The 24,414-nt window shown below is 65.5% G+C and carries 26 protein-coding genes and 1 tRNA gene; 14 read left to right on the forward strand and 13 right to left on the reverse strand.

Going from position 1 to position 24,414, the window contains the following annotated elements:
• Positions 1-11 precede the first annotated feature (11 nt).
• Positions 12-947: an ACP S-malonyltransferase gene (gene fabD, locus BFL28_RS18135; protein ID WP_069321960.1), complete on the reverse strand. Its 936-nt coding sequence runs from the start codon at positions 945-947 to the stop codon at positions 12-14.
• A 192-nt stretch (positions 948-1,139) separates the two neighbouring features.
• Between fabD and BFL28_RS18140 the strand changes: the two genes are divergently transcribed.
• The 5 genes from BFL28_RS18140 to BFL28_RS18160 all read left to right on the forward strand — a co-directional run bounded on the left by BFL28_RS18140 (position 1,140) and on the right by BFL28_RS18160 (position 4,346).
• Positions 1,140-1,508, forward strand: coding sequence for an RcnB family protein (locus tag BFL28_RS18140; protein WP_069321913.1), 369 nt, complete (start codon positions 1,140-1,142; stop codon positions 1,506-1,508).
• A gap of 188 nt (positions 1,509-1,696) precedes the next feature.
• Entirely contained in the window at positions 1,697-2,104 is a 408-nt protein-coding gene (gene rpsF, locus BFL28_RS18145; RefSeq protein ID WP_069321914.1) for a 30S ribosomal protein S6, read from the forward strand.
• Between the two features lie 12 nt (positions 2,105-2,116).
• Positions 2,117-2,341, forward strand: a complete 225-nt coding sequence (rpsR, locus tag BFL28_RS18150) for a 30S ribosomal protein S18 (protein ID WP_069321915.1) — start codon at positions 2,117-2,119, stop codon at positions 2,339-2,341.
• 12 nt (positions 2,342-2,353) lie between these two features.
• The gene (gene rplI / locus BFL28_RS18155) at positions 2,354-2,953 is read left to right on the forward strand and encodes a 50S ribosomal protein L9 (protein ID WP_069321916.1); all 600 of its coding nucleotides are present in this window, start codon (positions 2,354-2,356) and stop codon (positions 2,951-2,953) included.
• A 514-nt stretch (positions 2,954-3,467) separates the two neighbouring features.
• Positions 3,468-4,346 (forward strand): CAP domain-containing protein, encoded by an 879-nt coding sequence (locus BFL28_RS18160; RefSeq protein ID WP_206599148.1) that lies wholly within the window; start codon positions 3,468-3,470, stop codon positions 4,344-4,346.
• Between the two features lie 78 nt (positions 4,347-4,424).
• Here the strand turns inward: BFL28_RS18160 and BFL28_RS21340 are convergent, their stop codons facing one another.
• A complete protein-coding gene (locus BFL28_RS21340) occupies positions 4,425-4,592 on the reverse strand; it encodes a hypothetical protein (protein WP_206599152.1) in 168 nt (55 codons plus the stop codon).
• Between the two features lie 13 nt (positions 4,593-4,605).
• Between BFL28_RS21340 and BFL28_RS18165 the strand changes: the two genes are divergently transcribed.
• On the forward strand, positions 4,606-4,986 hold the full coding sequence (locus BFL28_RS18165; protein WP_241527395.1) for a VOC family protein: 381 nt from the start codon (positions 4,606-4,608) through the stop codon (positions 4,984-4,986).
• 92 nt (positions 4,987-5,078) lie between these two features.
• Here the strand turns inward: BFL28_RS18165 and mutL are convergent, their stop codons facing one another.
• Positions 5,079-6,893: a DNA mismatch repair endonuclease MutL gene (mutL, locus tag BFL28_RS18170; RefSeq protein WP_069321917.1), complete on the reverse strand. Its 1,815-nt coding sequence runs from the start codon at positions 6,891-6,893 to the stop codon at positions 5,079-5,081.
• Positions 6,894-7,043: 150 nt separating this feature from the next.
• Here mutL and BFL28_RS18175 point away from each other — a divergent pair, with 150 nt between their 5' ends.
• The 6 genes from BFL28_RS18175 (at position 7,044) to BFL28_RS18200 (ending at position 12,803) form a co-directional block, all read left to right on the forward strand.
• Complete coding sequence (locus tag BFL28_RS18175) at positions 7,044-8,084, forward strand: rod shape-determining protein (RefSeq protein ID WP_069321918.1); 1,041 nt, start codon at positions 7,044-7,046, stop codon at positions 8,082-8,084.
• Positions 8,085-8,096: 12 nt separating this feature from the next.
• Positions 8,097-8,978: a rod shape-determining protein MreC gene (gene mreC / locus BFL28_RS18180; protein WP_069321919.1), complete on the forward strand. Its 882-nt coding sequence runs from the start codon at positions 8,097-8,099 to the stop codon at positions 8,976-8,978.
• The gene (mreD, locus tag BFL28_RS18185) at positions 8,975-9,487 is read left to right on the forward strand and encodes a rod shape-determining protein MreD (RefSeq protein ID WP_241527396.1); all 513 of its coding nucleotides are present in this window, start codon (positions 8,975-8,977) and stop codon (positions 9,485-9,487) included. Before mreC ends, mreD begins: the two co-directional genes overlap by 4 nt.
• Positions 9,484-11,499, forward strand: coding sequence for a penicillin-binding protein 2 (mrdA, locus tag BFL28_RS18190; RefSeq protein ID WP_069321921.1), 2,016 nt, complete (start codon positions 9,484-9,486; stop codon positions 11,497-11,499). Before mreD ends, mrdA begins: the two co-directional genes overlap by 4 nt.
• A complete protein-coding gene (rodA, locus tag BFL28_RS18195; protein ID WP_173655797.1) occupies positions 11,496-12,623 on the forward strand; it encodes a rod shape-determining protein RodA in 1,128 nt (375 codons plus the stop codon). The genes mrdA and rodA overlap by 4 nt, the downstream gene beginning before the upstream one ends.
• Before the next feature lie 104 nt (positions 12,624-12,727).
• Positions 12,728-12,803, forward strand: a tRNA-Lys gene (locus tag BFL28_RS18200).
• 292 nt (positions 12,804-13,095) lie between these two features.
• On the opposite strand, the gene BFL28_RS18205 is transcribed toward BFL28_RS18200, so the two are convergent.
• The 5 genes from BFL28_RS18205 to BFL28_RS18225 form a co-directional block, all read right to left on the reverse strand.
• Positions 13,096-13,299 (reverse strand): helix-turn-helix domain-containing protein, encoded by a 204-nt coding sequence (locus BFL28_RS18205; protein WP_069321922.1) that lies wholly within the window; start codon positions 13,297-13,299, stop codon positions 13,096-13,098.
• Positions 13,296-13,766: a lytic transglycosylase domain-containing protein gene (locus BFL28_RS18210; protein WP_069321964.1), complete on the reverse strand. Its 471-nt coding sequence runs from the start codon at positions 13,764-13,766 to the stop codon at positions 13,296-13,298. Before BFL28_RS18210 ends, BFL28_RS18205 begins: the two co-directional genes overlap by 4 nt.
• Before the next feature lie 67 nt (positions 13,767-13,833).
• Positions 13,834-16,785 carry a MobF family relaxase gene (gene mobF / locus BFL28_RS18215; RefSeq protein WP_069321923.1) on the reverse strand — a complete coding sequence of 984 codons (2,952 nt, stop codon included), beginning with the start codon at positions 16,783-16,785 and terminating at the stop codon, positions 13,834-13,836.
• Positions 16,782-18,821: a type IV secretion system DNA-binding domain-containing protein gene (locus tag BFL28_RS18220; RefSeq protein WP_069321924.1), complete on the reverse strand. Its 2,040-nt coding sequence runs from the start codon at positions 18,819-18,821 to the stop codon at positions 16,782-16,784. Before BFL28_RS18220 ends, mobF begins: the two co-directional genes overlap by 4 nt.
• Complete coding sequence (locus BFL28_RS18225; RefSeq protein WP_131818689.1) at positions 18,818-19,093, reverse strand: CopG family transcriptional regulator; 276 nt, start codon at positions 19,091-19,093, stop codon at positions 18,818-18,820. Before BFL28_RS18225 ends, BFL28_RS18220 begins: the two co-directional genes overlap by 4 nt.
• 540 nt (positions 19,094-19,633) lie before the next feature.
• Here BFL28_RS18225 and BFL28_RS18230 point away from each other — a divergent pair.
• Positions 19,634-19,873 (forward strand): hypothetical protein, encoded by a 240-nt coding sequence (locus BFL28_RS18230; protein WP_069321926.1) that lies wholly within the window; start codon positions 19,634-19,636, stop codon positions 19,871-19,873.
• A 190-nt stretch (positions 19,874-20,063) separates the two neighbouring features.
• On the opposite strand, the gene BFL28_RS18235 is transcribed toward BFL28_RS18230, so the two are convergent.
• Entirely contained in the window at positions 20,064-21,041 is a 978-nt protein-coding gene (locus BFL28_RS18235; RefSeq protein WP_069321965.1) for a DUF2493 domain-containing protein, read from the reverse strand.
• 457 nt (positions 21,042-21,498) lie between these two features.
• Here BFL28_RS18235 and BFL28_RS18240 point away from each other — a divergent pair, with 457 nt between their 5' ends.
• Complete coding sequence (locus tag BFL28_RS18240; RefSeq protein WP_069321927.1) at positions 21,499-21,966, forward strand: SRPBCC domain-containing protein; 468 nt, start codon at positions 21,499-21,501, stop codon at positions 21,964-21,966.
• 34 nt (positions 21,967-22,000) lie between these two features.
• On the opposite strand, the gene BFL28_RS18245 is transcribed toward BFL28_RS18240, so the two are convergent.
• The 4 genes from BFL28_RS18245 to BFL28_RS18260 form a co-directional block, all read right to left on the reverse strand.
• Positions 22,001-22,246 carry a FitA-like ribbon-helix-helix domain-containing protein gene (locus BFL28_RS18245; protein ID WP_069321928.1) on the reverse strand — a complete coding sequence of 82 codons (246 nt, stop codon included), beginning with the start codon at positions 22,244-22,246 and terminating at the stop codon, positions 22,001-22,003.
• A 78-nt stretch (positions 22,247-22,324) separates the two neighbouring features.
• Positions 22,325-22,576, reverse strand: coding sequence for a DUF6117 family protein (locus BFL28_RS18250; protein WP_069321929.1), 252 nt, complete (start codon positions 22,574-22,576; stop codon positions 22,325-22,327).
• A 13-nt stretch (positions 22,577-22,589) separates the two neighbouring features.
• Positions 22,590-23,594, reverse strand: a complete 1,005-nt coding sequence (locus tag BFL28_RS18255; protein ID WP_069321930.1) for a DUF2493 domain-containing protein — start codon at positions 23,592-23,594, stop codon at positions 22,590-22,592.
• A gap of 74 nt (positions 23,595-23,668) precedes the next feature.
• Positions 23,669-24,133 carry a DUF736 domain-containing protein gene (locus tag BFL28_RS18260; protein ID WP_069321931.1) on the reverse strand — a complete coding sequence of 155 codons (465 nt, stop codon included), beginning with the start codon at positions 24,131-24,133 and terminating at the stop codon, positions 23,669-23,671.
• Positions 24,134-24,414: the final 281 nt, after the last annotated feature.

Raw genomic sequence — 24,414 nt, forward strand, 5'->3', positions numbered from 1 at the left:
ACCTTCGCTTTCTATAGCGCCTTCTCCAGCGCCTCGATGTCATCCATCGTCACCACGCTCGTCACGCCCGCGTCCGGCGCGATGCGCTTGACCATCGCGCCCAGCACCTTGCCGCCCAGTTCGACGAACTCGCCCACGCCTGCCTCGAACATCGCACTCACCGACTCGCGCCACCGCACCATGCCCGTGACCTGCTCGACCAGCAGCGTGCGGATCGTGTCGGGATCGCTCACCGGCGCCGCCGTCACATTGGCATATACCGGCACCAGCGGCGCGCGCAGCGCCACATCCGCCAGCGCGGCCTCCATCGCCTCCGCCGCCGGCTGCATCAGCGGGCAGTGGAACGGCGCCGACACCGGCAGCAGCACCGCACGCTTGGCGCCATGGTCCTTGGCCAGCCCGACCGCACGATCGATCGCCGCCTTCGCGCCCGAAATCACAACCTGTGATGGATCGTTGTCGTTCGCGACCGAACACACCTCGCCCTCCGCCGCCGCGTCGGCAATTGCCTGCGCCTTGGTGAGGTCCGCGCCCAACAGCGCGGCCATCGCGCCCTCGCCCACCGGCACCGCCGCCTGCATCGCCTGCCCGCGCAGCTTCAACAGCCGCGCCGTGGTCGACAGGTCCAGCGCCCCCGCCGCGCACAAGGCGGTATACTCGCCCAGCGAATGCCCGGCGACGAAGTCCGCCTTGTCCGCCAGCCGCACGCCGCCTTCCTGCTCCAGCACGCGCAGCACCGCGATGGCGTGCGCCATGATCGCCGGTTGCGCATTCTCGGTCAGCAACAGCTGATCCTCCGGCCCCTCGCTCATCAGCTTGAACAGGTTCTGGCCCAGCGCTTCGTCCACTTCCTGGAACACCTCGCGCGCCGTCGCGCTCGCCTGGCTCAGGGTCAGGCCCATGCCGACCGACTGGCTCCCCTGCCCTGGAAAGATGAATGCACGCATGAACTCGGCTCCCGTGAAATCAGGCAGCCGCACTAGGACCGGGATTTGCCGCTCGCAAGCTGAACGAAGCTGAACGGCTTGCGACAAAGCGCGACCATTCTGCCGTATCGTTGGGAAACCTTCGCGACACCCCGCCCCCAAATTGCACTCGTCGCCCAGTCACAGGGCAGCAGTTCAACGAGGAGACAGTCCATGAAGAAGTTCATCGCAGCCGCGCTCGCCACCACGCTGGTCGCCAGCCCGATCCTGGCCGCAGCCCCCGCCGCGGCGGCTCAGCGCCACACCACCACGGTGGTCAAGCACAAGCCGAACGGCCGCACGGTCATCAAGCAGAAGACGGTCCGGCAGACCCCGGTTCGCTATCAGCATCGCAACTGGAAGCGCGGTGAGCGTTTCGACAGCCGCTATGCCCGCAACTACCGGCAGATCGACTACCGCCAGTATCGCGGGCTCAAGGCTCCGCCGCGTGGCTACCGCTACGTCCAGTCGGGCAATGATGCGGTGCTGGTCGGCATCACCAGCGGCATCATCGCGGCAGTCCTCGCCAACGTGATCCGCTAAGCCTTCCAGAGGCTTCCTCCGGGCGGCGGCGCAGCGATGCGCCGCCGCTTGCCTTTCGGGTCGATCCCGCGTAATGGCCCCCGCTTCGCGACAGGTCCGCCTGCCGCGATCAAGTGCATGAACGACAGCCGGAGGGGCGTCTCGCATGGTGCGGGCGTCAGCGATCGGCCAACAGTGAGAAAAGACGCATGGCTCTGTACGAGCATGTGTTCCTTGCGCGCCAGGACCTGGCACAGGCGCAAGTGGACACGCTGGCGGAAACCGCCACCAAGATCGTCGAGGACAACAATGGCAAGGTCGTGAAGACCGAAACCTGGGGTCTTCGTTCGCTCGCCTACAAGATCGCGAAGAACCGCAAGGCGCACTACGTCATGCTCGAAATCGATGCGCCCGCCGGCGTCGTCGCCGAGCTGGAGCGTCAGACGCAGATCAACGAAGACGTGATCCGCTACATGACCGTCCGTGTCGACGCGCTCGAGCAGGGCCCGACCGTGATGATGCGCAAGGGTGCAGAGCGTGAGCGTGGCCGTGGCCCGCGTCGCGACCGCGAAGAAGGTGGCAACACCAGCACCGGCTTCGGCGCGCAGGGCGAGTAAGGAGAAAGTATCATGGCACGACCCTTTTTCCGCCGCCGCAAGAGCTGCCCCTTCTCCGCGAAGGACGCGCCCCGGATCGATTACAAGGACGTTCGTCTGCTTCAGGGCTTCGTGTCCGAACGCGGCAAGATCGTCCCGTCGCGCATCACCTCGGTGAGCGCCAAGAAGCAGCGCGAGCTGGCCGTCGCCATCAAGCGCGCCCGTCACCTGGGCCTGCTGCCCTTCATCGTTAAGTAAGGAGCGGAACCCATGGAAGTCATTCTGCTCGAACGGGTCGAAAAGCTCGGCCATATCGGCGACGTGGTGCGTGTGAAGGACGGCTTTGCCCGTAACTTCCTGCTGCCGAACAAGAAGGCGCTTCGTTCGAACGAAGCCAACCGCAAGGTCTTCGAAGCGAACAAGGAACGCCTGGTCGCCGAGAACGCCGCCAAGCGCGCGGACGCCGAGAAGGAGTCGAAGGGCCTTGACGGCGTTTCGGTCACCCTGATCCGTCAGGCGTCGAACACCGGCCAGCTGTACGGCTCGGTCGCGGTGCGCGATGTCGTCGAAGCGCTCAACGCCGATGGCCACAAGGTCAACAAGGCGCAGGTCGTCCTCGACAAGCCGATCAAGGCGATCGGCCTCTACGAAGTTCGCGTCGCGCTCCACGCCGAAGTCGCCGTGACCGTCAAGGTCAACGTCGCACGCTCGCCGGAAGAGGCCGAGATGCAGGCGCAGGGCGTCAACGTGATGGAGGCGATGTTCGAAAAGGACGAAGCCGGCTTCACCGAGGATTACGATCCCAATGCCGAACCGGGTGCCAGCGCGGAAGTCCGCGACGAACCCGCCCAGGACGAAGCGCAGGGCTAAACCCCTACGCCGTTCCGGCAACCAGAACAGGCCGCCCCGGGCAACCGCGGGCGGCCTTTTCTATGCCGCCCTGCCACGGTGGCGACATTGCGCAGCCTGACGAAAGGCGCCGGCCCCGCGGGATCACGGACGGCATCGCGCGTCGTCGGCCCGACCCGGCCTCGACCCGCTCCCCGCCCTTCATCCGTCACCCCGCCCTTGTACCGGGGTCCACCGAGCGGCGAGCAATGCCAGCGACGTTCACCGGGCGAACGCGCAAGCCATCGCCATCCCCTCGCATCCGCCACAAGAAAAGGCCGCCCGGATCGCGCCGGACGGCCTTTCATCCCTCGCGAAGGGGGATCGATCTAACCGGAAACCATCGCCGTCAGCAACACGAGCAATGGCGCAGCCGCCAGGACCACTGGCACAACCTTGCTCATCATGACCTCACTTAAAAAATTCCATTCATCGCTAACAATGCGCCGCGCTGCCGATGGTTGCGCCGGTCGATGCCGGCTTGTCGCACACGACCGTGTCGATCGTGGACATCTGCCCACGCAATCGCGACACCGTCGCATCGCTCCACCGTACGAAGTTGGTCGGCATGGTCGCCCTTCGTTGGATTCCGATCCTGCGCGCAGTACCGGCCTTAAGCCACGGCCCCGCCCGATCGCCGTTACCCAACGCACTGATAACAAACCGCTTTATGACCAAACTTTCCTACACGAACCGATATGGTTATAAGAACACTATGCCGCACATCGAAAAACGACATGAAAAACGCCAGCACCCGATCCGCGATGCAATCGCCCTCGCGGCCGCCGTCCTCACCCCCGCCGTCCCGGCGCAGGCCAACCCAACGCTCGAACGCGCCATCATCGCCGAGATCAACCGCGCGCGCGCCGATCCGGCCCGCTACGCGGCTGGCCTCGTCACCTATCGCGGCCAGTTCAGCGGCAAGATCGTGCGCTATCCCGGCAACCCGGACGGCTTGCGCACCGCCGAGGGGGTAGCGGCGGTCGATGAAGCCATCGCGGGCCTCCGGCAAAAGGCCCCGCTCGCCGGGCTTGCCCCTGCCCCGCTCCTCGCCCGGGCCGCGCGCGATCACGTCACTGAACAGGGGCCACGCGGCGCAACAGGCCACGCCTCGGCCAATGGCGACCGCGCGCGCCAGCGCCTCGTCCGGCGCGGCGGCGGCGATTATGTTGCCGAAGTCATCACCTACGGCCCGCCCAGCGCGACCGAAGTCGTCCGCCAGTTCATCGTCGACGACGCCGTGCCGACGCGTGGCCATCGCCGCACCCTCTACGACCCGCAATGGACTCACGCCGGCGCCGCCTGCGGCCCGCACAAACGCTACAAGATCATGTGCGTCGTCACCTTCGCGCGAAACGAGACCGGCGCGCGGTAAGCCAATCCCTCTCCTACCGAGTGAGGGAGGCAGCCGACGAAGTCGGCAGAAGAGTGAGGGCAACCAAAACCCTACCCCTCACTTCCGCCCGAACAGCTTCCGTAAATCGCCATGCGCCAGCTTCACGAAGGTCAACCCATAGAAATGAACAGCCGGAATGGGTGGAAAGAAGACGTTGCACTGATCCGGATGCAACGGCACACTGATATTGAGAAGCGGCAAGCTTGAGGCGAAGGAGACGGACATCTTTAACCACATCATGATCGGATCGAATGATCTTCAGCGGTCCAAACGCTTTTACGACCAGGTGTTGGGCGTCCTCGGGATGACGAAGGAAGCTATTCCGTACACTGCGGAAAGCGGTCATCAGCGGCTCTACTATCGCCATGGCGGCGGCTTGCTCGCGATTACGCAACCGATCGATGGACAGCCTGCAACCTCAGCAAACGGGGCGACGATCGGCTTTGCCTGTGACAGTCCGGAGCAAGTCAGGGACTTTCACGACGTTGCCGTGGCCCATGGCGGCACCTCTATCGAAGACCCGCCAGGCGTGCGCGAGGGTGGAATGGGGCCTATGCATCTAAGCTATGTGCGGGACCCTGATGGGCACAAGCTATGTGCCATCTACCGTCAGACCTGAGCGCTGAACGACAGCGATGGCGTCGTGAGCCGTCATTCAATCACTTTTGGGCGGTTTAGCTGCAACGCAGCCGCATCGCGCATTTAAGCCGCTCATTTTCTTCCAAAAAGCTTCTCGATATCGCCATGCGCCAGCTTCACCCAGGTCGGCCGGCCATGGTTGCACTGCCCCGAATGCGGCGTCACTTCCATTTCGCGCAGCAGGGCGTTCATCTCGGCGACCGACAGCACGCGGCCGGCGCGGACCGATCCGTGGCACGCCATCGTCGCCGCAACATGGTCGAGCCGCTCCTTCAGCGATAGCGCCTCGTCGAACGCCGCCAGCTCGTCGGCGATGTCGGTGACCAAAGCGGTCACGTCGCCCCCGCCCAGCATTGCCGGCGTTGCGCGCACCAGCATCGCGCGCGGCCCGAACCGCTCCAGCTCCAGCCCGAACTCGGCCAGCTCCGCCCCTCGCGCCTCCAATCGGTCGCACGCCGGCTCGTCCAGCTCGACCACCTGCGGCAGCAACAGCGCCTGCGACGCGACGCCGCCATCGCTCATCGCCCGCCGCATCCGCTCCAGCACCAGCCGCTCATGCGCGGCATGCTGGTCGACCAGTACCAGCCCGTCCTCCGCTTCCGCGACGATATAGGTCTTGGCCACCTGCCCCCGCGCCACGCCCAGCGGAAAGCTGGTGACGCCCGGCACCGGCGCGGCGGCCGGTTCCGCCCGCGCTTGCGGCGGCGGCGCGAAGAAGGTCGGTCGGCGCTCCTGCACCGAATGGCTGCTTCCCGCCCAATTCGCCATCCCGGCGAACGCCGGGATCTCAGTCGAGGGCGGATACAGCCCAAGATTCCCGCCTTGGCCGGGATGACGGCCGAGTTGATCCGCCTCTGACTGCCACAGCCCCATCACGGCCGCATCCGCCCGCTGCACACTGCGATGCCCGGCCTCGTCCAGCGCTCGCCTCAGGCCGCTGACGATCAGTCCCCGCGCCAGCTGCGGGTCGCGGAACCGAACCTCGGTCTTCGCAGGATGCACGTTCACGTCGACCTGGTCCGGCGGCACGTCAAGGAACAGCGCGACGACCGGATGCCGGTCGCGCGCCAGCATCTCGGCATAAGCGCCGCGCACCGCGCCATTCAGCAGCCGGTCCTTCACCGGCCGTCCGTTGACGAACAGATACTGGTGACCCGCCACCCCGCGGTTGAACGTCGGCAGCCCCGCCACGCCGCCCAACACGATCCCTTCCCGCTCGAAATCCACGCCGACGCTGTTCGCCGCCAGGTCGCGATCGGTCAGCGCCGCGACCCGCTCGGGCCGGCCCATGCCTTCCTGCACCTGCAGCACCCGCCGACCGTCATGCTCGACCGAAAAGCCCACATCGCTGCGCGCCATCGCCAGCCGCTTCACGACGTCGAGGCACGCGGCATATTCGGCGCGGGTCGAGCGCAGGAACTTGCGCCGCGCGGGCACCTTCTCGAACAGGCCCTCGACGCGCACACGGGTGCCCGGCGGAAGCGCGACCAGCCCTTCAGCGACGACGGCGCCATTGTCCACGGCGCGCGACCAGCCTTCGGCCCCGCGCACCCGGCTCTCGATCGTCAGCCGCGCGACGCTTGCAATCGAAGGCAGCGCCTCGCCGCGAAAGCCCAGCGTGACGACCGCTTCGATAGCGTCATCGGGCAGCTTCGACGTCGCATGCCGCTCCAGCGCCAGCGCCATTTCACCCCGGTCCATGCCGCAGCCATCGTCGGTGACCTCGATCAACTCGACCCCACCGCCGCCCAGCCGGACGGCGACTCGGCTGGCACCGGAATCGATCGCGTTTTCGACCAGTTCTTTGAGCGCGCTGGCAGGGCGTTCCACCACTTCTCCGGCGGCGATCCGGTTGACAAGATGCTCCGGCAAGCGGCGTATTGACATGGCCGTCAGCCTAGCCCAATCGGCGGCATTCCGCGACCCGTATCCGCCATTTTCTCCAGGCCGGAGTCGATCCGTCCAGGGCGGGTCTGGATTTTATTTTTTAGTGCGAACCGCGGCCAGGGCCCTGCCGCGACAGGACGGTGCGACACAATGGTTTTCTCCCGCCTCTTCAAGTTCATGTCCCATGATCTTGCAATCGATCTGGGCACCGCGAACACGGTCGTTTACCTGCGCGGGCGCGGCGTGGTGCTGAACGAGCCGTCAGTCGTCGCGGTCGAAACGCTGAACGGGATCAAGAAGGTAAAGGCGGTCGGCGACGACGCCAAGCTGATGATGGGCAAAACGCCAGGCAGCATCGAGGCGATTCGCCCGCTGCGCGATGGCGTGATCGCGGACATCGACGTCGCCGAAGAGATGATCAAGCACTTCATTCGCAAGGTGCATGGCGGCCGCCGCCGCGTGTTCGGGGTGCAGATCGTGATTTGCGTGCCATCGGGCTCGACCAGTGTCGAGCGCCGCGCGATCCGCGACGCTGCGTCGAATGCGGGCGCGTCGCAGGTCATGCTGATCGAAGAGCCGATGGCGGCTGCAATCGGTGCCGACATGCCGGTGACCGAACCGATCGGCAGCATGGTCGTCGATATCGGCGGCGGCACGACCGAGGTCGCCGTCCTGTCGCTGCGTGGCCTCGCCTATTCCACCAGCGTGCGCGTCGGTGGCGACAAGATGGACGAAGCGATCGTCTCCTATGTCCGTCGCAACCATAACCTGCTGATCGGCGAAAGCACGGCCGAGCGGATCAAGCAGGAAGTCGGCATCGCCAAGCCGCCGGCGGACGGCATCGGCCAGACGATCCACATCAAGGGCCGCGACCTCGTCAACGGCGTGCCCAAGGAAATCCAGATCAACCAGGGCCAGATCGCCGAGGCGCTGAGCGAACCGGTCGGCACGATCGTCGAGGGCGTGCGCATCGCGCTCGAGAATACCGCGCCCGAACTCGCCGCCGACATCGTCGATCAGGGCATCGTGCTCACCGGCGGCGGCGCGCTGCTCGAGGGGATCGACGAAGTGCTGCGCGACGAGACCGGCCTTCCGGTGACGGTCGCCGAGGATCCGCTGACCTGCGTGGCGCTCGGCACCGGTCGCGCGCTCGAGGATCCGATTTTCGCCGGCGTTCTCCTCGCGGTCTGAGGCGACGGGACGATGGCGCCGCCACCCAATCGGCGCCCCGGATTTTCGCGGCGGGCGCAATATGGGCTGTTCATCAGCTATGTCGTCGCGGTCGGCGGCGCGCTGGTCGGCGCCTGCCTGTTGCTGCTCTCGACGTTCAACCCGCCCGCCTTCGCCGCCGTGCGTGGCTTCTTTTCCGAGATCGTCACGCCGATCGCCTCGGGGCTGGATTGGACGCGACGGGGCGTCTCCGGCATACCCGGCGGCATCGCCAGCTATTTCGGCGTTCGCAGCGAGAATGCCGCATTGCGGGCGCAGGTCGAACGTGATCGCGCACTGGTCGACCAGGCGCGCGCCATCACCAACGAAAATCGCCGTTTGCGCGCGATGCTGCGGCTGCGCGATCGCACCGCCGAACCGGTCGTCGCGGCGCGGCTGGTCTACTCCTCGGCCTCCAGCACGCGGCGCTTTGCGGTCCTGAATGCCGGCTCGTGGCAAGGCGTGCGCACCGGCATGCCGGTGCGCGGCCCCAACGGCCTGATCGGCCGGGTGGTCGAGGTCAGCCCGAACACGGCGCGAGTCCTGCTGATCCTCGATCCTGAAAGCATCGTGCCGGTTCGTCGCGTCCGCGACGGTCTGCCCGCCATCGCCGCCGGGCGTGGCGACGGGCTGCTCGAAATCCGCTCGGCCAGCGCGGCACAGGCGCAGTTCGAGGCGGGCGACGCCTTCGTCACTTCAGGCGTCGGCGGCGTCTTCCCACCCAACATCGCGGTCGGCCGCGTCAGTAGGCGCGCGCGCGACTTGGCAGAGGCTGCGCCGCTCGCCAGCCCCGATACGCTCGACTTCGCGCTGGTGCAGCAGATGTTCCTGCCTGAAGCAGGCCAGGTCCGCGCGCCGGAAGCGGCGCCACGGTGAGCGGATCGCCCTTTGCCGGGTTGGGCAAGCCCGATGTCTCGGCCCGCGCCAACTGGCTCGCGCCGTTGAGCATCGTGATCGGTTCGCTGGTCACGTTGGTGCCGTTCAAGATGTCCTTCCCGATCCTGCCGCCATTCGGGCTGATGATGCTGCTTGCCTGGCGGCTGCACCGCCCCGATCTGCTCAAGCCATGGGCGCCGGTGCTGCTGGGCCTTGCCGACGATCTGGTCAGCGGCCAGCCACTCGGCAGCGGGATGCTGTTCTGGACGGTGTCGTGCATCCTCATCGATGTGCTAGACAATCGCATCGTGTGGCGTGACTTTTTCCAGGACTGGCTGTTGGCGGGCGGCGCGATTGGCTTCTGCCTGATCGGCGGACGGCTGGTCGCGGCGCCCTTGACCGCGCACGTCGACACTGTGCTGCTGGTGCAGGTGCTGATCTCGATCGCGCTGTTCCCAGTGCTCTCGCGTCTTGTCGCGCGGCTCGACGGCAAAGGGCGCGCACGGTGAGCGGTCCGATCCGCCTGATCACCGAACCGCAACAGGGCTTCAGCTTTTCGCGCCGCGCCTTCGTGCTGGGCGGCAGCATGGCAGGCCTCGGCGCGATCCTCGCCGCGCGGATGACCTATCTGTCCGTGTACGAGAATGACAAATATCGCCTGCTGGCCGAGAGCAATCGCGTCAACCTGACGCTGATCCCGCCGCGCCGCGGGTGGCTCGTCGATCGCCATGGCGCGCCGATCGCCAACAACCGCACCGACTTTCGCGTCGACATCATCCCCGACCGGCTCGAGGACAAGGGCCGTGTCCTTGCGCAGCTCAGCCAGCTGCTCAAGCTGACGGCTGAGGACGTCGCGCGGATCGAGGATGATCTCAAGGGCGCGTCAGGCTTCCAGCCGGTTGCCGTCGCCGAGAACCTCGATTGGGAGCGGTTCGCCGCCGTTAGCGTTCGTCTTCCCGAACTGCCCGGCGTGGCGCCCACGCGCGGCTTCGCCCGCAGCTATCCGGCGGGCGCTGCCGTCGGCCATCTGGTCGGCTATGTCGGCACGGCGACGGCCGAACAGTTCAAGGCGACAAAAGACACGCTACTGCTAACGCCCGGCTTCAAGCTCGGCAAGGACGGGCTCGAGAAGATGCTGGAGGACCAGCTGCGCGGCAAGGCCGGGGCCAAGCGCGTAGAGGTGACCGCGCGCGGCAAGCTGGTGCGCGAACTTGCCACGCGGCCCGACGAGCCGGGACAGACGGTACGCCTGACCGTCGACGCCGGGCTTCAGGAGTTTACCGCGCGACGGCTCGGCAACGAATCGGGTTCGTGCACCGTCTTTGACGTGCTGACCGGTGACATCCTGGCGATGGTGTCGATGCCGTCCTACGACCCCAATGCGTTTTCCGACGGTATCAGCCGCAGCGAGTGGAAGATGCTGTCGCAGGACGACCATCTGCCGCTGATGAACAAGACGCTGCAGGGCCTCTATCCACCCGGCTCGACGTTCAAGCCGGCGACCGCGCTGGCGATCCTGGGTGCCGGCATCGATCCCAGGCGTACCGTCAATTGCAATGGCGGTTATACGCTTGGGAACCGCCGCTTCGGTTGCCTTGGTCGGCACGGGCCGATGACCATGCACACCGCGATCGCGCGCAGCTGCAACACCTATTTCTACACGCTGGGGCGCGAGATCGGGATCGAACCGATTGCGGCCGCCGCGCGCAAACTCGGCTTCGGTGCCGAGTTCGACCTGCCCCTGCCCTCGCAACGCTATGGCACCATTCCCGATACGGCCTGGAAGATGCGACGGTACAAACAGGATTGGACTCAGGCCGACACGCTCAACGCGTCGATCGGCCAGGGCTATGTGCTGGTCAGTCCGTTTCAGCTGGCGCTCTCCGCGGCTCGCCTCGCCTCCGGCCGGGCGCTGCTGCCCGCGCTGATCGCCGGCAAGCGCCCCCAGGCGCCGCATCTCGCCTTTCCGGACGAGCATCTCGCGATCGTCCGCGGCGGCATGGACGAAGTGGTCAACGGCCGCGGCACGGCCGGCGCCTCGAAGCTTCAGCTCGACGGTATCCGCATGGGGGGCAAGACCGGCACCGCGCAGGTCCGCCGCATCATGGACCGCAACCGCGGCCAGGGCGGCGACTGGAAGTATCGCGACCATGGCCTGTTCGTCTGCTTCGCCCCGGTCGACAATCCGCGCTACGCCGCTTCGGTGGTGATCGAACACGGCATGGGCGGCGCACGCGCGGCGGCACCGGTCGCCAAGGATGTGCTGACCTGGCTGTTCGACAAGCAGAAGGCACTCGATTCGCTCGCTGCCTTTGAACGGGCCTGGGGCGGTGACATCCGCACGCGCATGGCGGCAAAGGAAGCCGCCTTCCGCGCTTCGAACGGCCTCGCACCGATCGCACCTTCAGCCACGCCAGGCGCAAGTGCGACACCGACGCTAGCGCCCTCACCCGCCGCAACGCCCGCACCAGCGCCCACCGCGACGCCATCGCCGTCTCCATCGCCGGGAATCCCAGCATGAACCGCATCAGCCCCGGCGTGGTCCCCGCGCCTGTCCTGCGCCTGCCATGGCCAGCAATGCTGCTGATCCTCGCACTTGGCGGGTTCGGCGCGCTGATGCTCTATTCAGCCGCAGGCGGAAAGCTCCAGCCCTGGTCGTTGAGCCACGGCATCCGCTTCGGCGCATTCTTCACCGTCGCGCTCGCCATGTCGCGCATCCCGATGGACTGGTACCGCATCGCGGCCTTTCCCGCCTATGTGGTCACCCTTGCCCTGATCTTGCTGGTCGAGGCGATCGGCCACGTCGCGGGCGGCGCGCAAAGCTGGCTGGACCTCGGCTTTATCCGGCTCCAGCCGTCCGAGCTGGCCAAACTGACCTTGGTGCTCGCACTTGCCCGCTTCTACGAACTGCTGCCCTCGGGCGAGCTTCGCAAGTTCGCTGCGATCTGGCCGGCCGGAATCATCATCCTGCTCCCAGCCGCGCTGGTGCTGGTCCAGCCCGACCTCGGCACAGCGATGATGATCATCGCCGGCGGCGGCATCCTCCTGTTCCTGGCGGGACTGCCGCTGCGCCTGTTCATCGGCGCGGGCTTTGCCGCCGCGATCGCGATCCCGCTCGCCGTCAATTTCGGCATGCAGGAATATCAGCGCAAACGCGTGCTGATCTTCCTCAACCCCGAAGACGACCCGCTCGGCGCCGGCTATCACATCACCCAGTCAAAGATTGCGATCGGTTCGGGCGGCCCCTTCGGCAAGGGCTTGCTCAACGGCACGCAGGTGCATCTGGATTATCTGCCCGAAGGCCATACCGACTTCGTCTTCGCGCTGGTGGCAGAGGAGTTTGGCCTGGTCGGCGGGGTGGCGCTGATTGCCGGCCTGATCGCGCTGTGCCTGTGGGCGATCAGCGTCGGCGTCGCCGCGCGGAGCAAGTTCGAACGACTGACGGCAGCAGGCATTGGCGCGATGATCTTCCTCTACATCGCGATCAACTTGCTGATGGTGATGGGTTTGGCGCCGGTCACGGGCATCCCCTTGCCCCTAATCAGCCATGGCGGATCGTCGATGATGACGGTGATGATCGCGCTCGGCATCGTCATGGCGATCGACCGCCGCAACCGCCAGGCGACCAGCGCATCTGGCTGGTAATGCATTTTCCGCGCGAAGGGTGTTGCAATCGCAAAAACCGGGTGCTAGGCGCGCCGCTCCCGACGACGGGAAGCGCCACTCGGCACTTCTCGAAGCTCCGGAATGGACGCATAGCTCAGTTGGTAGAGCAGCTGACTCTTAATCAGCGGGTCCTTGGTTCGAGCCCAAGTGCGTCCACCAAAATCCTTAGTAAATTCAATGGCATAGGTGACTAAGCAACCTTCTCTGGAAGAGGCTGGAACCTAGAAATTGCTATAGGTTCCCTATAGGATCCACTAAGCCGCCCCCCCCCCCTCTCTCCGGCTAATTTGGTCGGAGCGACCGACAGATCCGTGATGGCCGGGTCAACACGGCGACACGATGCAGCAAGCGAGACCTTGCTGGCATCGGGCCGTTTGGGAGATTTGCGAGAGAATAGTCAGTCGCTCGGCTGAACGTGGACCTGGAGAGCCCACCTCAGCACATTGACCAGCTATGTGGATCGCCGGCGGCTCGAAATGAATGCTTTCAAGCTATCGGTCGGGACAAGCGTCGAGCGCCCAACCTTAACCGTCTCGATCTCGCCGGCCGCGATGAACTGGTAGAGCTTTGACTTTCCAATCCCGAGCATCTGGGCCGCTTGGGGGATCCGCACGGCTAGCGGCTCTACTCTGGCATCGACGATCCGCGCCCTCACAGCTCAGTCCTTTCTTTGATTCGTATCGTTTGCCGAGGCTTGAAAACATCCAGCCCGAATCGTTTGCGGAGTCTGGCAGCGACGCTCAGGGCGTAACGCCGCTGCCGCCAGGCCGTTGGGCTATGATAGGTTCCGACGGCCTTCCAATAGTCGCTCGTCAGGGCGAGGCCCGACAGAAATATCCAACGTGCCGCACTGACATTGAAACAGGCGTCGTGAGTTAACCACCAACGGATGCTCGGCGCCGGCTTCCCTGTTGCGGCGGCGAACTTCGAGATCCACCAGCTGTTGATTTGCAAGGGTCCCAGGTCGTGACTGCCGTCACGGTTCGCGATTTTCGCCCCGATCCAGCCGCCTTCCTGATCACGTAGTCCCCACAGGGTTTTCTCGAGCCAGCCATGATGACCAGACGCTGCTTTGATGCACTGGCCGATCAATTGCTCTTGCGCCGCACGATGTTTGGACATTTGGCTTTTCTCAGCGCCAGCAGCCGTACTCGTTACGAGGGCAGCCACAGCGCCGAGGGTGCGAAACCTAGCGATCATGATCACCAACTCCGTTCGTTCGTTCAGGGTTGGCCGAATGAGGTTGAGCGGACTGTTGGCCTTCGCGATGACCAGCGAGCCGCGACCGTTCCGCGAGTGAGGTCAGCCATCGGTCCAGAGCGCCGACCACAGTTGCCGCTCGACCTGCCAATACCGTGGCAAGCGACTGGTCTCCGCGCTCTTCGGCCTCGCGGATCGCTGCGAGCTCCGCCTTCCGGGCCTTGCGGGCCGCCCGGTCCTCGCTGCGAATTCGGTTCCAGCGGTCACCATGGTGTGCTTCGCGCTGACGCACCGAACTGCGATCGAGGCGACCCAAGCCTTCGAGCGCCGAGGTCTTCTCGCCGGTTCGCCGCTCCAGTTTGTCGACGAGGCGCTTCTCGTCCTCGGTCCACAGCTTGACGCCGAACCGGGCGCGCGTGATCGCAGTGTAGTAGTTCTGTCCGGTCACCAGCGGCGAGTTAACAGGCGCGAGCACGTAGACGCGATCGTAGGTCTTGGATTGAGCCGAGTAGACGGTCTCCGCATAGCCATGATCCCAGCTTTTGTGCTGGCTGAGATCGACTTGCTGGACCCTTCCGTCGCTGTCCCAGCGGATCGTCGCGACGGGGCCGCGCAGTGCCTCGACCGTCCCCCGCTCGGCATTCCTGACGCCGAGCTCGTGACTTACCAGACGCCACTGAATGCGATCGCCTTGTGAAAGATCGCGCTGCTCGGTCCGGAAGACATTGACCTGCGACGCTCGCCCGAGCCGCGGATCCCAACGGATTGTCCGACCACGCTCGTCGATGAGCTGGACAAGCTGCCGCCCGCCGGGTCCTTTTCCAATCCCGAGCACACGATATTCGGCATCTCGGGTGAGTCCGAGACCGGCATTGTCACGGGAAAAAGTAATTACTTGGCCGCCGGAGTAGAAGCGCGCGAAATACTTCTCCTGCGCGGTCATGCCCGCCGGCGTCAGCACCTCGAGTCGGCTGTCTTCCGCGGCGACCGCACCCTCCGCCTTTAGCGCCTTACGCACTTCAACGTTCACGATCAGGCGAGTCGCGTTCTCGAGAACAAGGATGTTGGTATTGGCCCGATTTTCGGGTTTGAGCCGCGTCCATTCGTGAACCAGCGCCTTGGCGAGGTCACCCGCGGTGCTGCCACTGACGACACGATCCAGGCTGGCAAGCGAGGCGGCATATTCGCCGGCCCGCGCCTGGGTCACCGCCGCCTTCATCGCTCGCGTTTCCTGACGAACTGACTCGGTGAGTGTTGCCTTCGAAAGCCCAAGCTCTTGCATCAGCCAGAATGGCTTGCCTTGCTCGATCGCGCCGGTCTGCTTGTTGTCGCCGAGCAGGACCAGACGCGCGCCCGTCATCCGGCTGATCTCCAGCATGCGCTGCGCTTGGCGATTGCCGAGCTGTCCGGCCTCGTCGAGCACGAGTACGTGGCGATCGTCGATGCCTCGTCCGCCGGTCGCGAGAAGGCTTGCGACGGTGCGTGATGGGATACCCGCGGTGGCGCCGAGATTGGCGGATGCAGAAGAGGTCGGAGCCAGCGCGATCAATTCGGTATCTTCACCGGCCGCTTCGCGGAGCGCTCGGATCAGCGTGGACTTCCCCGCCCCTGCCACCCCATGAACCCCTAGCACTCTGTCGCTGGACAAGCCGAGATGGACCAGCGCGCCTCGCTGAGCCGGCGTGAGGCCGGCATCCGCGCTCACCTCCTGCAGCCGCTCGCGCGACGCCAATGGCCTGGCGTCATCGATGGCCAAGGCGAGATGCTCGGAAAGCGCGAGTTCGAGACGCGCTGCCCGTCGCGTGGTCCGGCCGCGCGTGAGCACGGCGTCACCGGTCTGCTCGTGTGTCTCCAGAAGCTTGCGGCGCGCGAGGTGAACGTCCGCCAAAGGGCGGATATCCGCAAGACGGACCTCTCCTAAGTGCGATGACAGGGCGAGGCGCAGCATCTGCCCAAGATTGCTGACCGCTTCGCGCCCTTCCGCCTGACGAAGTCCAAACAGCATCGCCCGAGCTGAAGTCGCGCGGTGTGGCACCACCATTTCGTCTTCCCGACTCGAAGCCTCGGTGCGAACGACATCCAGTGCCTCGCGGTGATTTGCCGAGCGAGCGGCCCATCGCGCTTGCAGCGATTCGTGGCCGAGCTTCTCCTTCGCGCCTCGGGTCTCGTAAAATGAAATGCGCCGCGCTGCCTGCCCGGTAAGGCCGTTCTCCGCCGCATGCGCATCGATCTGCTCTGCGCGTTGCGACATCGTCGTGATCAAGTCTTGAGGGACACCTGAAATCTCGAACAGCCCGGTCCGCGGATCGCGGTCGATGCCATAGCCCAATTCCCGCAGTCCGTGTGCCAGCTCGTTGCGGTAGACCTGCCCCGCGGTCATCTGCTCGGCGTACATCGCGCGCGTTTCGAGGCTCGCCATGGGCGCGTCAGCTTCCCGATTGGTCATGTTCAACACGACCACATGGGTGTGGAGATGCGGATCGAGCTCGCGCGACGCATGCTCGGTGAAGCGCGCGAACAGGAGGCGGCCGGTCGTCTCATGGACGATCTCGCCAGCCATCCGGTGGCGCAGCATCGCATGCTCTTCAAGATAGCCGAGCGCGGTGCTGACAGCGCGTTCGTGGGCCTGAGCGATGCGGTCGTCGCCCATGACCAGCGCCATGACCGACACTGATTTGGGTGCGCTGACCGCGAAGTCCCAGCCGGGATGATGCTCGATCACGCCAGCCTTGCCGTGCCGGCCGAGCTGCTGGTCGCCAATCTTGCCAGCCAGCAATTGCTGGAACAGCGCCGGATCGACGGTTCCCTCGAGCCCGAGATCGGCCGCGAGCGCACCGCCCCAGGCCGACCCCTCGTCAGCGCCTTTGGTGTAATAGTCCCCAACCGAATAATAGCGGGCGATATTGGCGGCGGTGCCCTTGAGGCGGCGCGGATGGATCATGCCGGCCTCGCCGGGCCACGCGCGCCGTCCTGGCGCCCATGCTGCCGCAGCCGGAACCCGTTGGGATTGCCATGGAGCATGAGCAGCGGCACCGATGCTGAATCGGTTTGCACTGCGGCAGGCACCTCAGAGGGTTCGGTGATCTCGTCTTCAGCTGGGCCTTGAGGCGGGGTATCCCCGGTCGGCGCATCCCATTCCAGCGGAAGTTCGGGGCTCACGTTTTCGCTGCGAGGGCGAGGAGCCCGGCGCCGGGATTTGCCGGATGGAGCCGGGACTGAAGCGGAAGCGAGTCGTTCGTCTGCCAGATCAACCCGATGCGGCGGGTCGGTCCGCTCCTGAAACGCCGCCGCGATCGACGGCATGGCATGATAGATATCCTGGAACCGGACCACCGGGAGATTGCGCCCGAACCGGAGGTAGCCGGTGAGATTAGGGAGGTTGGTGACCTCGGTGTGGAGCACGAGCGGCCGCGTCACCTGCATCCGCGACAGGTTCACCCCGTCGCGCATGTCGTTCACGCCATAGGACATGCCCTCATTGGCTTCGATCTGCTCGACCTGGCCCAGATTCTCGCTGACATGCTTGGCGGTCGGCGTGTCGTTCGCGCGCAGCGCCACCCAGGTGGAGCAATAGCCGGTGATTGCCGCGGCATCCTGAATGCCGTAGGTGGCTTCAAGCTGGGGATAGCTCTGGAAGCCGAGAATACCACAGCCACCATATTTGCGGGCGCGGGCGAGAAAGTCCGAGAGCGACGGCAGCTTCTGCAAGCTCGGCAGCTCGTCGATCACGCAATAGAGACGCCGGTTGCGGTCGGCAGAGAGGCTCATGATCGCACTGATCGCGATATCGAGCCAGACGGTGATCAGCGGCCGCAGGGAGGGCAGCTGGTCGGCCTTCACGGTCACGAACAGCCAGCTGTCGTCCTTCTCATTCGCGACCCAGTCGCGGATCGAGAACCCGTCCTTGGTGTCGTCCAGATAGGAGAAGCTGCGCATCACCGAAGCCAGTTCAGCCTGGATGCCGGCCGAGGTCCGCTCCCCTTCCATGCTGATGAACGCAGCAGCCTCTGTCCCCTGCGCAAAAGCGGCGAGGTCCTTGAGCTTTGAACGCACCAGTGTGTCGAGCAGCTGCGATACCAGCATGCGTTCCTGCCGAGCGAGCTTGCGCAGCACCGCGACCAAGGTGCCGCGGGCAGACTTCGCCCAGAACGGGTCTCCCGACTTGTCCGGGATCGTCGATTCCGCGATCTGGTCGTAGTGATATTCCCGGGGGACATCGACCCAGGGGCTCCAGCGGTCGGACCGCACGTCGAGCGGGTTAAGCATCACGTCGATCCCGGGGCGGTAGAATTTTTCGACGAAGGTCCCGGCGGTGTCATAGACGATCGCTCGACGGCGCTTCTCGCGGATGCCGGCCAGCATCTTGACGATGATGTTGGTCTTGCCCGTTCCGGGGGCGCCGCAGATCAGGATATGTTCCGGCTCGAAGCTCTCGGGCACTGCCACGCCACCGATCGCGAAGCTGCCGCGCGCATGCCGCCAAAGCGCCCGCCTAACCTGCCGCGCGCTGCCGAACCGGGCGCCTCGGAGGAACTGGTTGGACCCGAGCCCGCGACCCATCTGAGTAAAGTAGAACCAAGCCCAGGCAAGCATCGCGAGGGTGAACAGGCCCGCGATCAGCGCGCCGCGCAGGAGGTTTCTTTCCAACCGCCGCAGCGTCGTGCGAGCAAGGCTCGATTTGAGCAACAGTTCCGGGTTGGTCCAGTAGCGTTGGCCGGTCGGGGTCTCGAACAAGATCGGCGTGGCGTTGCCTGGTACCGCGTCCCCCATCACCGCGGCCTGGCCAAGCTTGGCGAGGACGAACCGCTCATAGGGCGACGATTGCTCGAACGCATACCAGCCGGTGCCAATCACCCAGATAACCAGCCCGGCCAGCATCGTCTGATAGAAGACCTGAGTGGTCATGCGGACATTGTGGACGATCGCCTGCCCGCCCCTCGTCCAGGAACCGAGCGTATCGTTGCGGAAGATGCTCATCGGCCGATCTCATCAAGCAGGCCGCGCTCAGCCAGCAACACACGGGCTCGATCGAGCGCCTTGTTGCAGAGGTCTGGCGACTGGTGGAGCGCGACCTCGGAGAGCAGCGCGAAGATCTGGATGGCAATTCCGAGGATCTCGTCGTTCGCAGTGAACGGATATCTGCCGCCCGGGGTAGCGGCTTCTTCGAGAACCGGTTGCAGAAACTTGGACAAGCTGAGATTGCCGCCATATGCGCGCAGCCTCAGCCGTCGATAAAGCTCGTCATCCATTCGGATCGAGACCACGGGCATGCAACTCTCCGTCTCAGCTGCCCGCCATGGCGAAGACCGTATTAGCCGCCCGTCGATGGCGGTGCACGGGTCGGGGCGCTGAAGTGCCGGTTCGGCGCATACAACGCACACAGACGGCGTGGTCTGTGCGAGGCGCGCTCGCGCCGACGACGTGTCGTCGGTCAAATATCCCTTCCCGAGAACTGTTTACGCAGGACGAGCTGGAGAGCAGACGATGTGTAGTCGCTTTTCACTTCATAACCGATGACATGTAGTCTCCGATAACGAGCTGCAATGACTGCGAAATATTGCGCAGCACCCGTGCGTACGGTGCATTACAAACGCCCTTGCGGCGTGCGTCCTGCCTTCGCAGCGCCTTGCTGCGCTGCGCAGCCTCGTGCCGGAAGGCGCGGGGCTCCCCGCAAGGGGATTCTTTTAGGGGACGCCGGCGACAGCCGGCCTTCTATCGCGCCCATTGCAGACTCCACCAGGCGATGCGAGACTGACGCTGGCGGGCAGACGATCCAGAAGGAGATCGCAATGCCCAAACTGACCGACCGCGAAAAGCTGGCCGAACTCGACAAGCGCCAGCGCGCGCTGTCCGAGGAGGCCGAGTCAGTGCGCCGAAGCCTTCGCGCCCGCTATGGCGCAATGCTTACGGACATCCCCGTCGAACGGATCAGCGAGAAGGAGTTTCGCGACCTCCTCACCCATGCGATTCGTGCTGGCGGCAGCCCCGCCATCGCCGCCCTTAAGGCGCTGCCCGCAGCGCCTATTTGAACGTTCGCCGCCCCGAAGGGGCGTCCCTGCGACGAGCACGGCGGAGCCGCGCGCAGGAGGCCTGCATCCCCGACAGGGGATGCAGCATCGCTCCGCGACGGACCCCGCCAGGGGTCCCTGAGCGAAGCGACCTCCACCGCTCACAAAAAATGGGGGACCGGTCCGGAAAATCCCGAACCGGTCCCCGCCATCATCCTGCGTGGCGCCGCTGCCCCGCCAGCCGGAAGAATCGCGCCGGAACCCCTGCGGCCCGCACCAGTCGCGCCAAATGCGACTGCAACCCCGACCCCTCGCAGACCAGCGCTTCCACTGGCTTGAGTGCCAGCAGCTGTTCGTTGCGCGCGAACCCGGCTCGTTGTCCAAGCTTGCGGTTGAGCGTGAACGCGATCAGCGGCGTCCCCGTCCGTGCAGCCCAGGCCGCAGCAATCGCATCGCAGCCCTTGTCCTGCGCGGTCGTCGCAAGGACCATCGACGGGATGCGCGCCCTCACCTGATCCAGGGCGTCGATGAGTTGGCCGCAATCCTCCCAGGCCTGTCCGCCAGAGAAGATCACCACCGGCCCTTGCGGAGCGTGTGCCTCGTTTTTGCGTTGGCGTCGCGCGGCCAGGAAGTCAGCTGCCGCCACCACCGAGGCGGTACGCTTGCTCGATACCAGCGACCCCCGTGGCGAAGACCAGGGGCGTCCGGTTTCGGCATGGTAGGTCGCCGCGGCATGATCCCGCATGCAGGCCGCCGCGTCACGGGCCTCGTCGAGCGATTGACAGTGCAATTGCGCTTCCTCGAGCTCGGCCATCATCACCTCGCTACCATCGGCATCGCGGATCAGCGCCTTGATCCGGGTGGCCGCCTTGTCGGCCTCACCGTCGAGCTGTCCGGACACCCGGTGGAAGCTGTGGACGATCCCCCAGGCGAACCGGTCGGCAAGGCTTTCCAGCCGCGAGTCGCGCAGCACGTCGAACAGCGTGCGGACCAGCATCTCGGTCGCCAGTTCAACCTCTCGCGCGTCGGGCATACCGGCATCAGTCACGTCGGTTCCGGCATCGATCCGGAACCCGTCGATGGTTTCTGTGAAGGCTGTCGCGAAGCCGTCGCTGGGCGCTGCTGTCTCGGCGATGATAAGGTCGGCAATCTCCGTGAAAGAGCGGATGGATCGTGCAAGCTTGGTCATTTGAACCTCCTTTTCATAAGAGGTCATTTTCCCGGCACGGGCGCCGAGCGGCGGGGTCAAGGATCGGGCGCAGCCCGACCGCGCAGCGGCGGTGGGGGTCACGATTTTCTCTGGCGGCTACATTGCTCGCGGTCTCTGTCCAGCCGCCCGATCCGCCAGGGAAAATGGTGGGGCCCCGCCGTCCTTGAGGCCGCCGCGTCCCCGTGCCACCCTTAGAAGACTTGAGAGAAGAGAAGAGGCTGGGCTGGCGGGGGCTCGATGCCCCCGTCAGCCCATCGTTCCAGGCGACGCACGCGCCTGCTTCTCGACCACATAACAACAGGCTCCTCGCTCGCGCGAGAAGCCTGTTGCGACGAACCGTTGCCCTCCCCCGCGAATCACATTGCCGCGAAGGCGATGTTCTCTCAGAAGCTGAAGGGGACGGCCAGACCGCCGCACGCGTAACAGGGGTGTTTGCGTGACCATCGAAGTCGAAGCGCAGGCGCATAGCGCCTCGCGCGTGATCCTCGCCTCGCCGCGGAACCTGTTCCGGGCGTTCATCGATCCCGAAATGCTCGCCTCCTGGCGGGCACCGCAAGGCATGAGCGCGACGCTCTCGGCCTTCGATCCGCGTGCTGGTGGCGGTTATCGCATGGTGCTGCGCTACCCCGAGCCGGGCCGAGGCAAGACTGCGCCCGACAGCGATTCGGTTGAAGTCCGGTTCGCCGAACTGGTTGCCGAGGAGCGAATCGTCGAGCTTGTCAAGTTCCGCAGCGACGATCCCGCCTTCGACCGTGAGATGCGCCTCACCACCACCTTCGCCCCTGTCGCGGATGGCACCAGGGTGACGATGGTTGCCGACCATGTCCCGCCGGGGATCGAGCAGGCCGATCACGAGGCGGGCATGGCGAGCTCGCTGCGCAAACTGGCGCTCCTCACCGAATAGTCAGCTGTTCCGACGCCGCTGGCGTCGAGCACAATCACGATAAATCGACGGGTCCCCGAATCGGCTGGCGCGGAACTTCCTCGAGATCGACACCGGCAATGCGCGTGACCCGCGCCCGAATCCGATCCACAAGATGAGATCCTTGACCTGATCCCGACGACAGCGCCGAACGAAGAATATCGCGCGCTTCGTCTTCCATCGAGCGTCCGTGCCGAGCGGCCTGGAGATGCAGACGGGATTTTAGCGCGTCATCGATTTCGCGGATGGTGATGCTCGCCATACAATCCGACCTTGGGCCCGCCCATCCTGTCGCTCATTGCTGCACGTCAGGCAAGTCGGCGCTTCTCGTCCGATCATATCACCCGCCCGGCAGCGCCGGCGCCTCCAGCCGCGATCCGCCCGGTGGCACATAGGCCTCATACGGGTTGCCGTCGTGGAGATGCCCGAACGGGGTCATCACATAATCATTGCCCTGCAGCGACACGGCGCACAGCACATAGCGCGGCACGCCGGTAGCGGCATCGGTGCACTCCATCAGCGACAGGTCGCCATTCGCGGCGGCACGCATCATGGTCCGGAAGTTGCGGATATAGGCTTCGGGAATCGCCATCTCATGTCTCCCATCAGGCCGCGTTGCGCGAGCGCGGCAGCACAGCTGCGGGCGCTTGCGCCTGATCGGCCTTCTTGAAGGCGTGGATCGGTACGCCGACCTGGCGCAGCAGCTGGTAAAGATTGGCCTGCAGGCCCGATCCTTCGCACAACAGCGCCTCGACCGGCTTGAGCTCGGCGAGCTTGCGGTTACGCGTGAATGCGACCTTCTTGCCCGTCCCATAGAGCCCATAGGCGACCACCGGCACATGGGTGCCCGGCCTCGCCGCCCAGGCGGCGGCAATCGCATCGACTCCCTTGCGCTGCCCTGTGGTGACCAGCGTCATATGCGGCACCCGTGCCTTGATCTGGTCGAGCCGCGCCCAGATCGCCTCCCAGTCATGCCATTGCGCCGGTCCCGACACGACCACGATGGGAGCCTGCGGCAAGTGCCGCTCGCGCTGGGCCAGGGCACGGGCGCGCAGGAAATCCTGCGCTGCGATCTGGCTCGCCGACGAGGCCGAGGACGCTCGCGTGCCCCGCGCCGGCGACCAGGGCCAGCCGGAACAGGCGCGGTACATTTCAGCGGCATAGTCACGCATGCACTCGATCGCCTCGCGCTGCTCGGCGAACGACTGACAGAGCAGCTGCTTCTCCTCGACCTCGAGTGTGTAGATTTCGCTGAGATCGGGCGCGCGCGCCAGCTCGCCAAGTTCCTGCGCGACCACGTCTTCACGGCGCTCGAGCTTGCCCGCGACGAAGTGGAAGGAGTTGACGAACCCCCAAGCGATCTCGGCGGCGAGCGGCTCCAGCCGCGTGCCGGTGAACAGGTCGAAGATCGTCGCGACGATCCCGGCACAATCAGCCTGGGCGGCGATCGGCTCGGGCATTTCATGCTCGCCAGGCGCCTCGCCCGGCTCGACGATCGACAAGGGCAAGGGCTCGCCAAAGGCGGCCTGGAATTCGGGGGTGGCGATGGCTTCGGCGTAAAGCGCTTTCAAATCGGCGAAGCGGCCGACGCTGCTGGTCTGGCGGGACATGATCCTGCTCCTCGAACGCGATGGACGAAAAATGGGCCGGGGACGGCAAGCGCCCCCGGCCCGGCAAGCCCAGTTCAATAGGGCACGTGGTCGTCGAGATCCGGGCCCGCGTCCATCAGCCCGCCATCGCCGCCAGCGGTGCTTTCGCCGAACCCGCCCTGGCCATCCGGCGCGTCGTCTGCCCGGCTGCCCCGGACCGACGTCCCGAAATCGTCACGTCGCTGCGGCCGCCGCCAAGCGACGCGATAGCCTTCCTCGTCCGTGCCGAAGAGCGCGACCGGCAGCGGTTCGGAGAGGCTCGGATCGTCGATCGTGCCCTGAAAGAAGACCTCGCCAGTGGTGTGCTTCGCCACCGCCTGCCACAGTGCCCCGACCTGCACCCAGCGATTGCCGACATTGAGCGCGAGGATCTCAAAAACCGGGGCCCGCTCGTTGCTGCTTTCGACGGGGCGCAGCCCCAGACGCGGCAGGTCGATCGTCCGGGTCGCGATTGAACCCATCAAACGGCCATTGCTCTGCTTGAACTCACCGATGTTCATGACTCAGTTCCTTTGACGTTCGCCACCTCGGCCAATCCGAAGCGACACCCGCAAAGATTCCTCTCTCCTCTGCTGCCTGCCCTCGCCCGCGCCGCGACGCCGATGGCTGCAGCGCGACGCTTCCACGCGCCCGATGTACCGCCGAGTGAAAGCCGGGGCGGCCGCGCCCAGGGGCGCGGCGGCGGATGGTGGGGCACGCCCTCCTTCCCGTTCAGGCGCGTCCTGCTGCAGCTTTTCACCAGATCCGGCGTGCGAACACGAAAGGTCCCGTGCCGCACGAC

The sequence above is a fragment of the Sphingomonas turrisvirgatae genome, from assembly GCF_001721295.1.
GTDB lineage: Bacteria > Pseudomonadota > Alphaproteobacteria > Sphingomonadales > Sphingomonadaceae > Sphingomonas > Sphingomonas turrisvirgatae.

Excerpts from the sequence above, each read along its gene's own strand:
- mreC (WP_069321919.1), top strand. The coding sequence starts at position 8,097 with ATGGCGCCGCCACCCAATCGGCGCCCCGGATTTTCGCGGCGGGCGCAA.
- BFL28_RS18210 (WP_069321964.1), bottom strand. The coding sequence starts at position 13,766 with ATGTCCAAACATCGTGCGGCGCAAGAGCAATTGATCGGCCAGTGCATC.
- mutL (WP_069321917.1), bottom strand. The coding sequence starts at position 6,893 with ATGTCAATACGCCGCTTGCCGGAGCATCTTGTCAACCGGATCGCCGCC.
- rplI (WP_069321916.1), top strand. The coding sequence starts at position 2,354 with ATGGAAGTCATTCTGCTCGAACGGGTCGAAAAGCTCGGCCATATCGGC.
- BFL28_RS18230 (WP_069321926.1), top strand. The coding sequence starts at position 19,634 with ATGCCCAAACTGACCGACCGCGAAAAGCTGGCCGAACTCGACAAGCGC.
- rpsF (WP_069321914.1), top strand. The coding sequence starts at position 1,697 with ATGGCTCTGTACGAGCATGTGTTCCTTGCGCGCCAGGACCTGGCACAG.
- BFL28_RS18140 (WP_069321913.1), top strand. The coding sequence starts at position 1,140 with ATGAAGAAGTTCATCGCAGCCGCGCTCGCCACCACGCTGGTCGCCAGC.
- BFL28_RS18220 (WP_069321924.1), bottom strand. The coding sequence starts at position 18,821 with ATGAGCATCTTCCGCAACGATACGCTCGGTTCCTGGACGAGGGGCGGG.
- BFL28_RS18165 (WP_241527395.1), top strand. The coding sequence starts at position 4,606 with ATGATCGGATCGAATGATCTTCAGCGGTCCAAACGCTTTTACGACCAG.
- BFL28_RS18250 (WP_069321929.1), bottom strand. The coding sequence starts at position 22,576 with ATGGCGATTCCCGAAGCCTATATCCGCAACTTCCGGACCATGATGCGT.
- BFL28_RS18260 (WP_069321931.1), bottom strand. The coding sequence starts at position 24,133 with ATGAACATCGGTGAGTTCAAGCAGAGCAATGGCCGTTTGATGGGTTCA.
- BFL28_RS18225 (WP_131818689.1), bottom strand. The coding sequence starts at position 19,093 with ATGGATGACGAGCTTTATCGACGGCTGAGGCTGCGCGCATATGGCGGC.
- rpsR (WP_069321915.1), top strand. The coding sequence starts at position 2,117 with ATGGCACGACCCTTTTTCCGCCGCCGCAAGAGCTGCCCCTTCTCCGCG.
- BFL28_RS18235 (WP_069321965.1), bottom strand. The coding sequence starts at position 21,041 with ATGACCAAGCTTGCACGATCCATCCGCTCTTTCACGGAGATTGCCGAC.
- BFL28_RS18255 (WP_069321930.1), bottom strand. The coding sequence starts at position 23,594 with ATGTCCCGCCAGACCAGCAGCGTCGGCCGCTTCGCCGATTTGAAAGCG.
- rodA (WP_173655797.1), top strand. The coding sequence starts at position 11,496 with ATGAACCGCATCAGCCCCGGCGTGGTCCCCGCGCCTGTCCTGCGCCTG.
- mobF (WP_069321923.1), bottom strand. The coding sequence starts at position 16,785 with ATGATCCATCCGCGCCGCCTCAAGGGCACCGCCGCCAATATCGCCCGC.
- BFL28_RS18245 (WP_069321928.1), bottom strand. The coding sequence starts at position 22,246 with ATGGCGAGCATCACCATCCGCGAAATCGATGACGCGCTAAAATCCCGT.
- fabD (WP_069321960.1), bottom strand. The coding sequence starts at position 947 with ATGCGTGCATTCATCTTTCCAGGGCAGGGGAGCCAGTCGGTCGGCATG.
- BFL28_RS21340 (WP_206599152.1), bottom strand. The coding sequence starts at position 4,592 with ATGTCCGTCTCCTTCGCCTCAAGCTTGCCGCTTCTCAATATCAGTGTG.
- BFL28_RS18175 (WP_069321918.1), top strand. The coding sequence starts at position 7,044 with ATGGTTTTCTCCCGCCTCTTCAAGTTCATGTCCCATGATCTTGCAATC.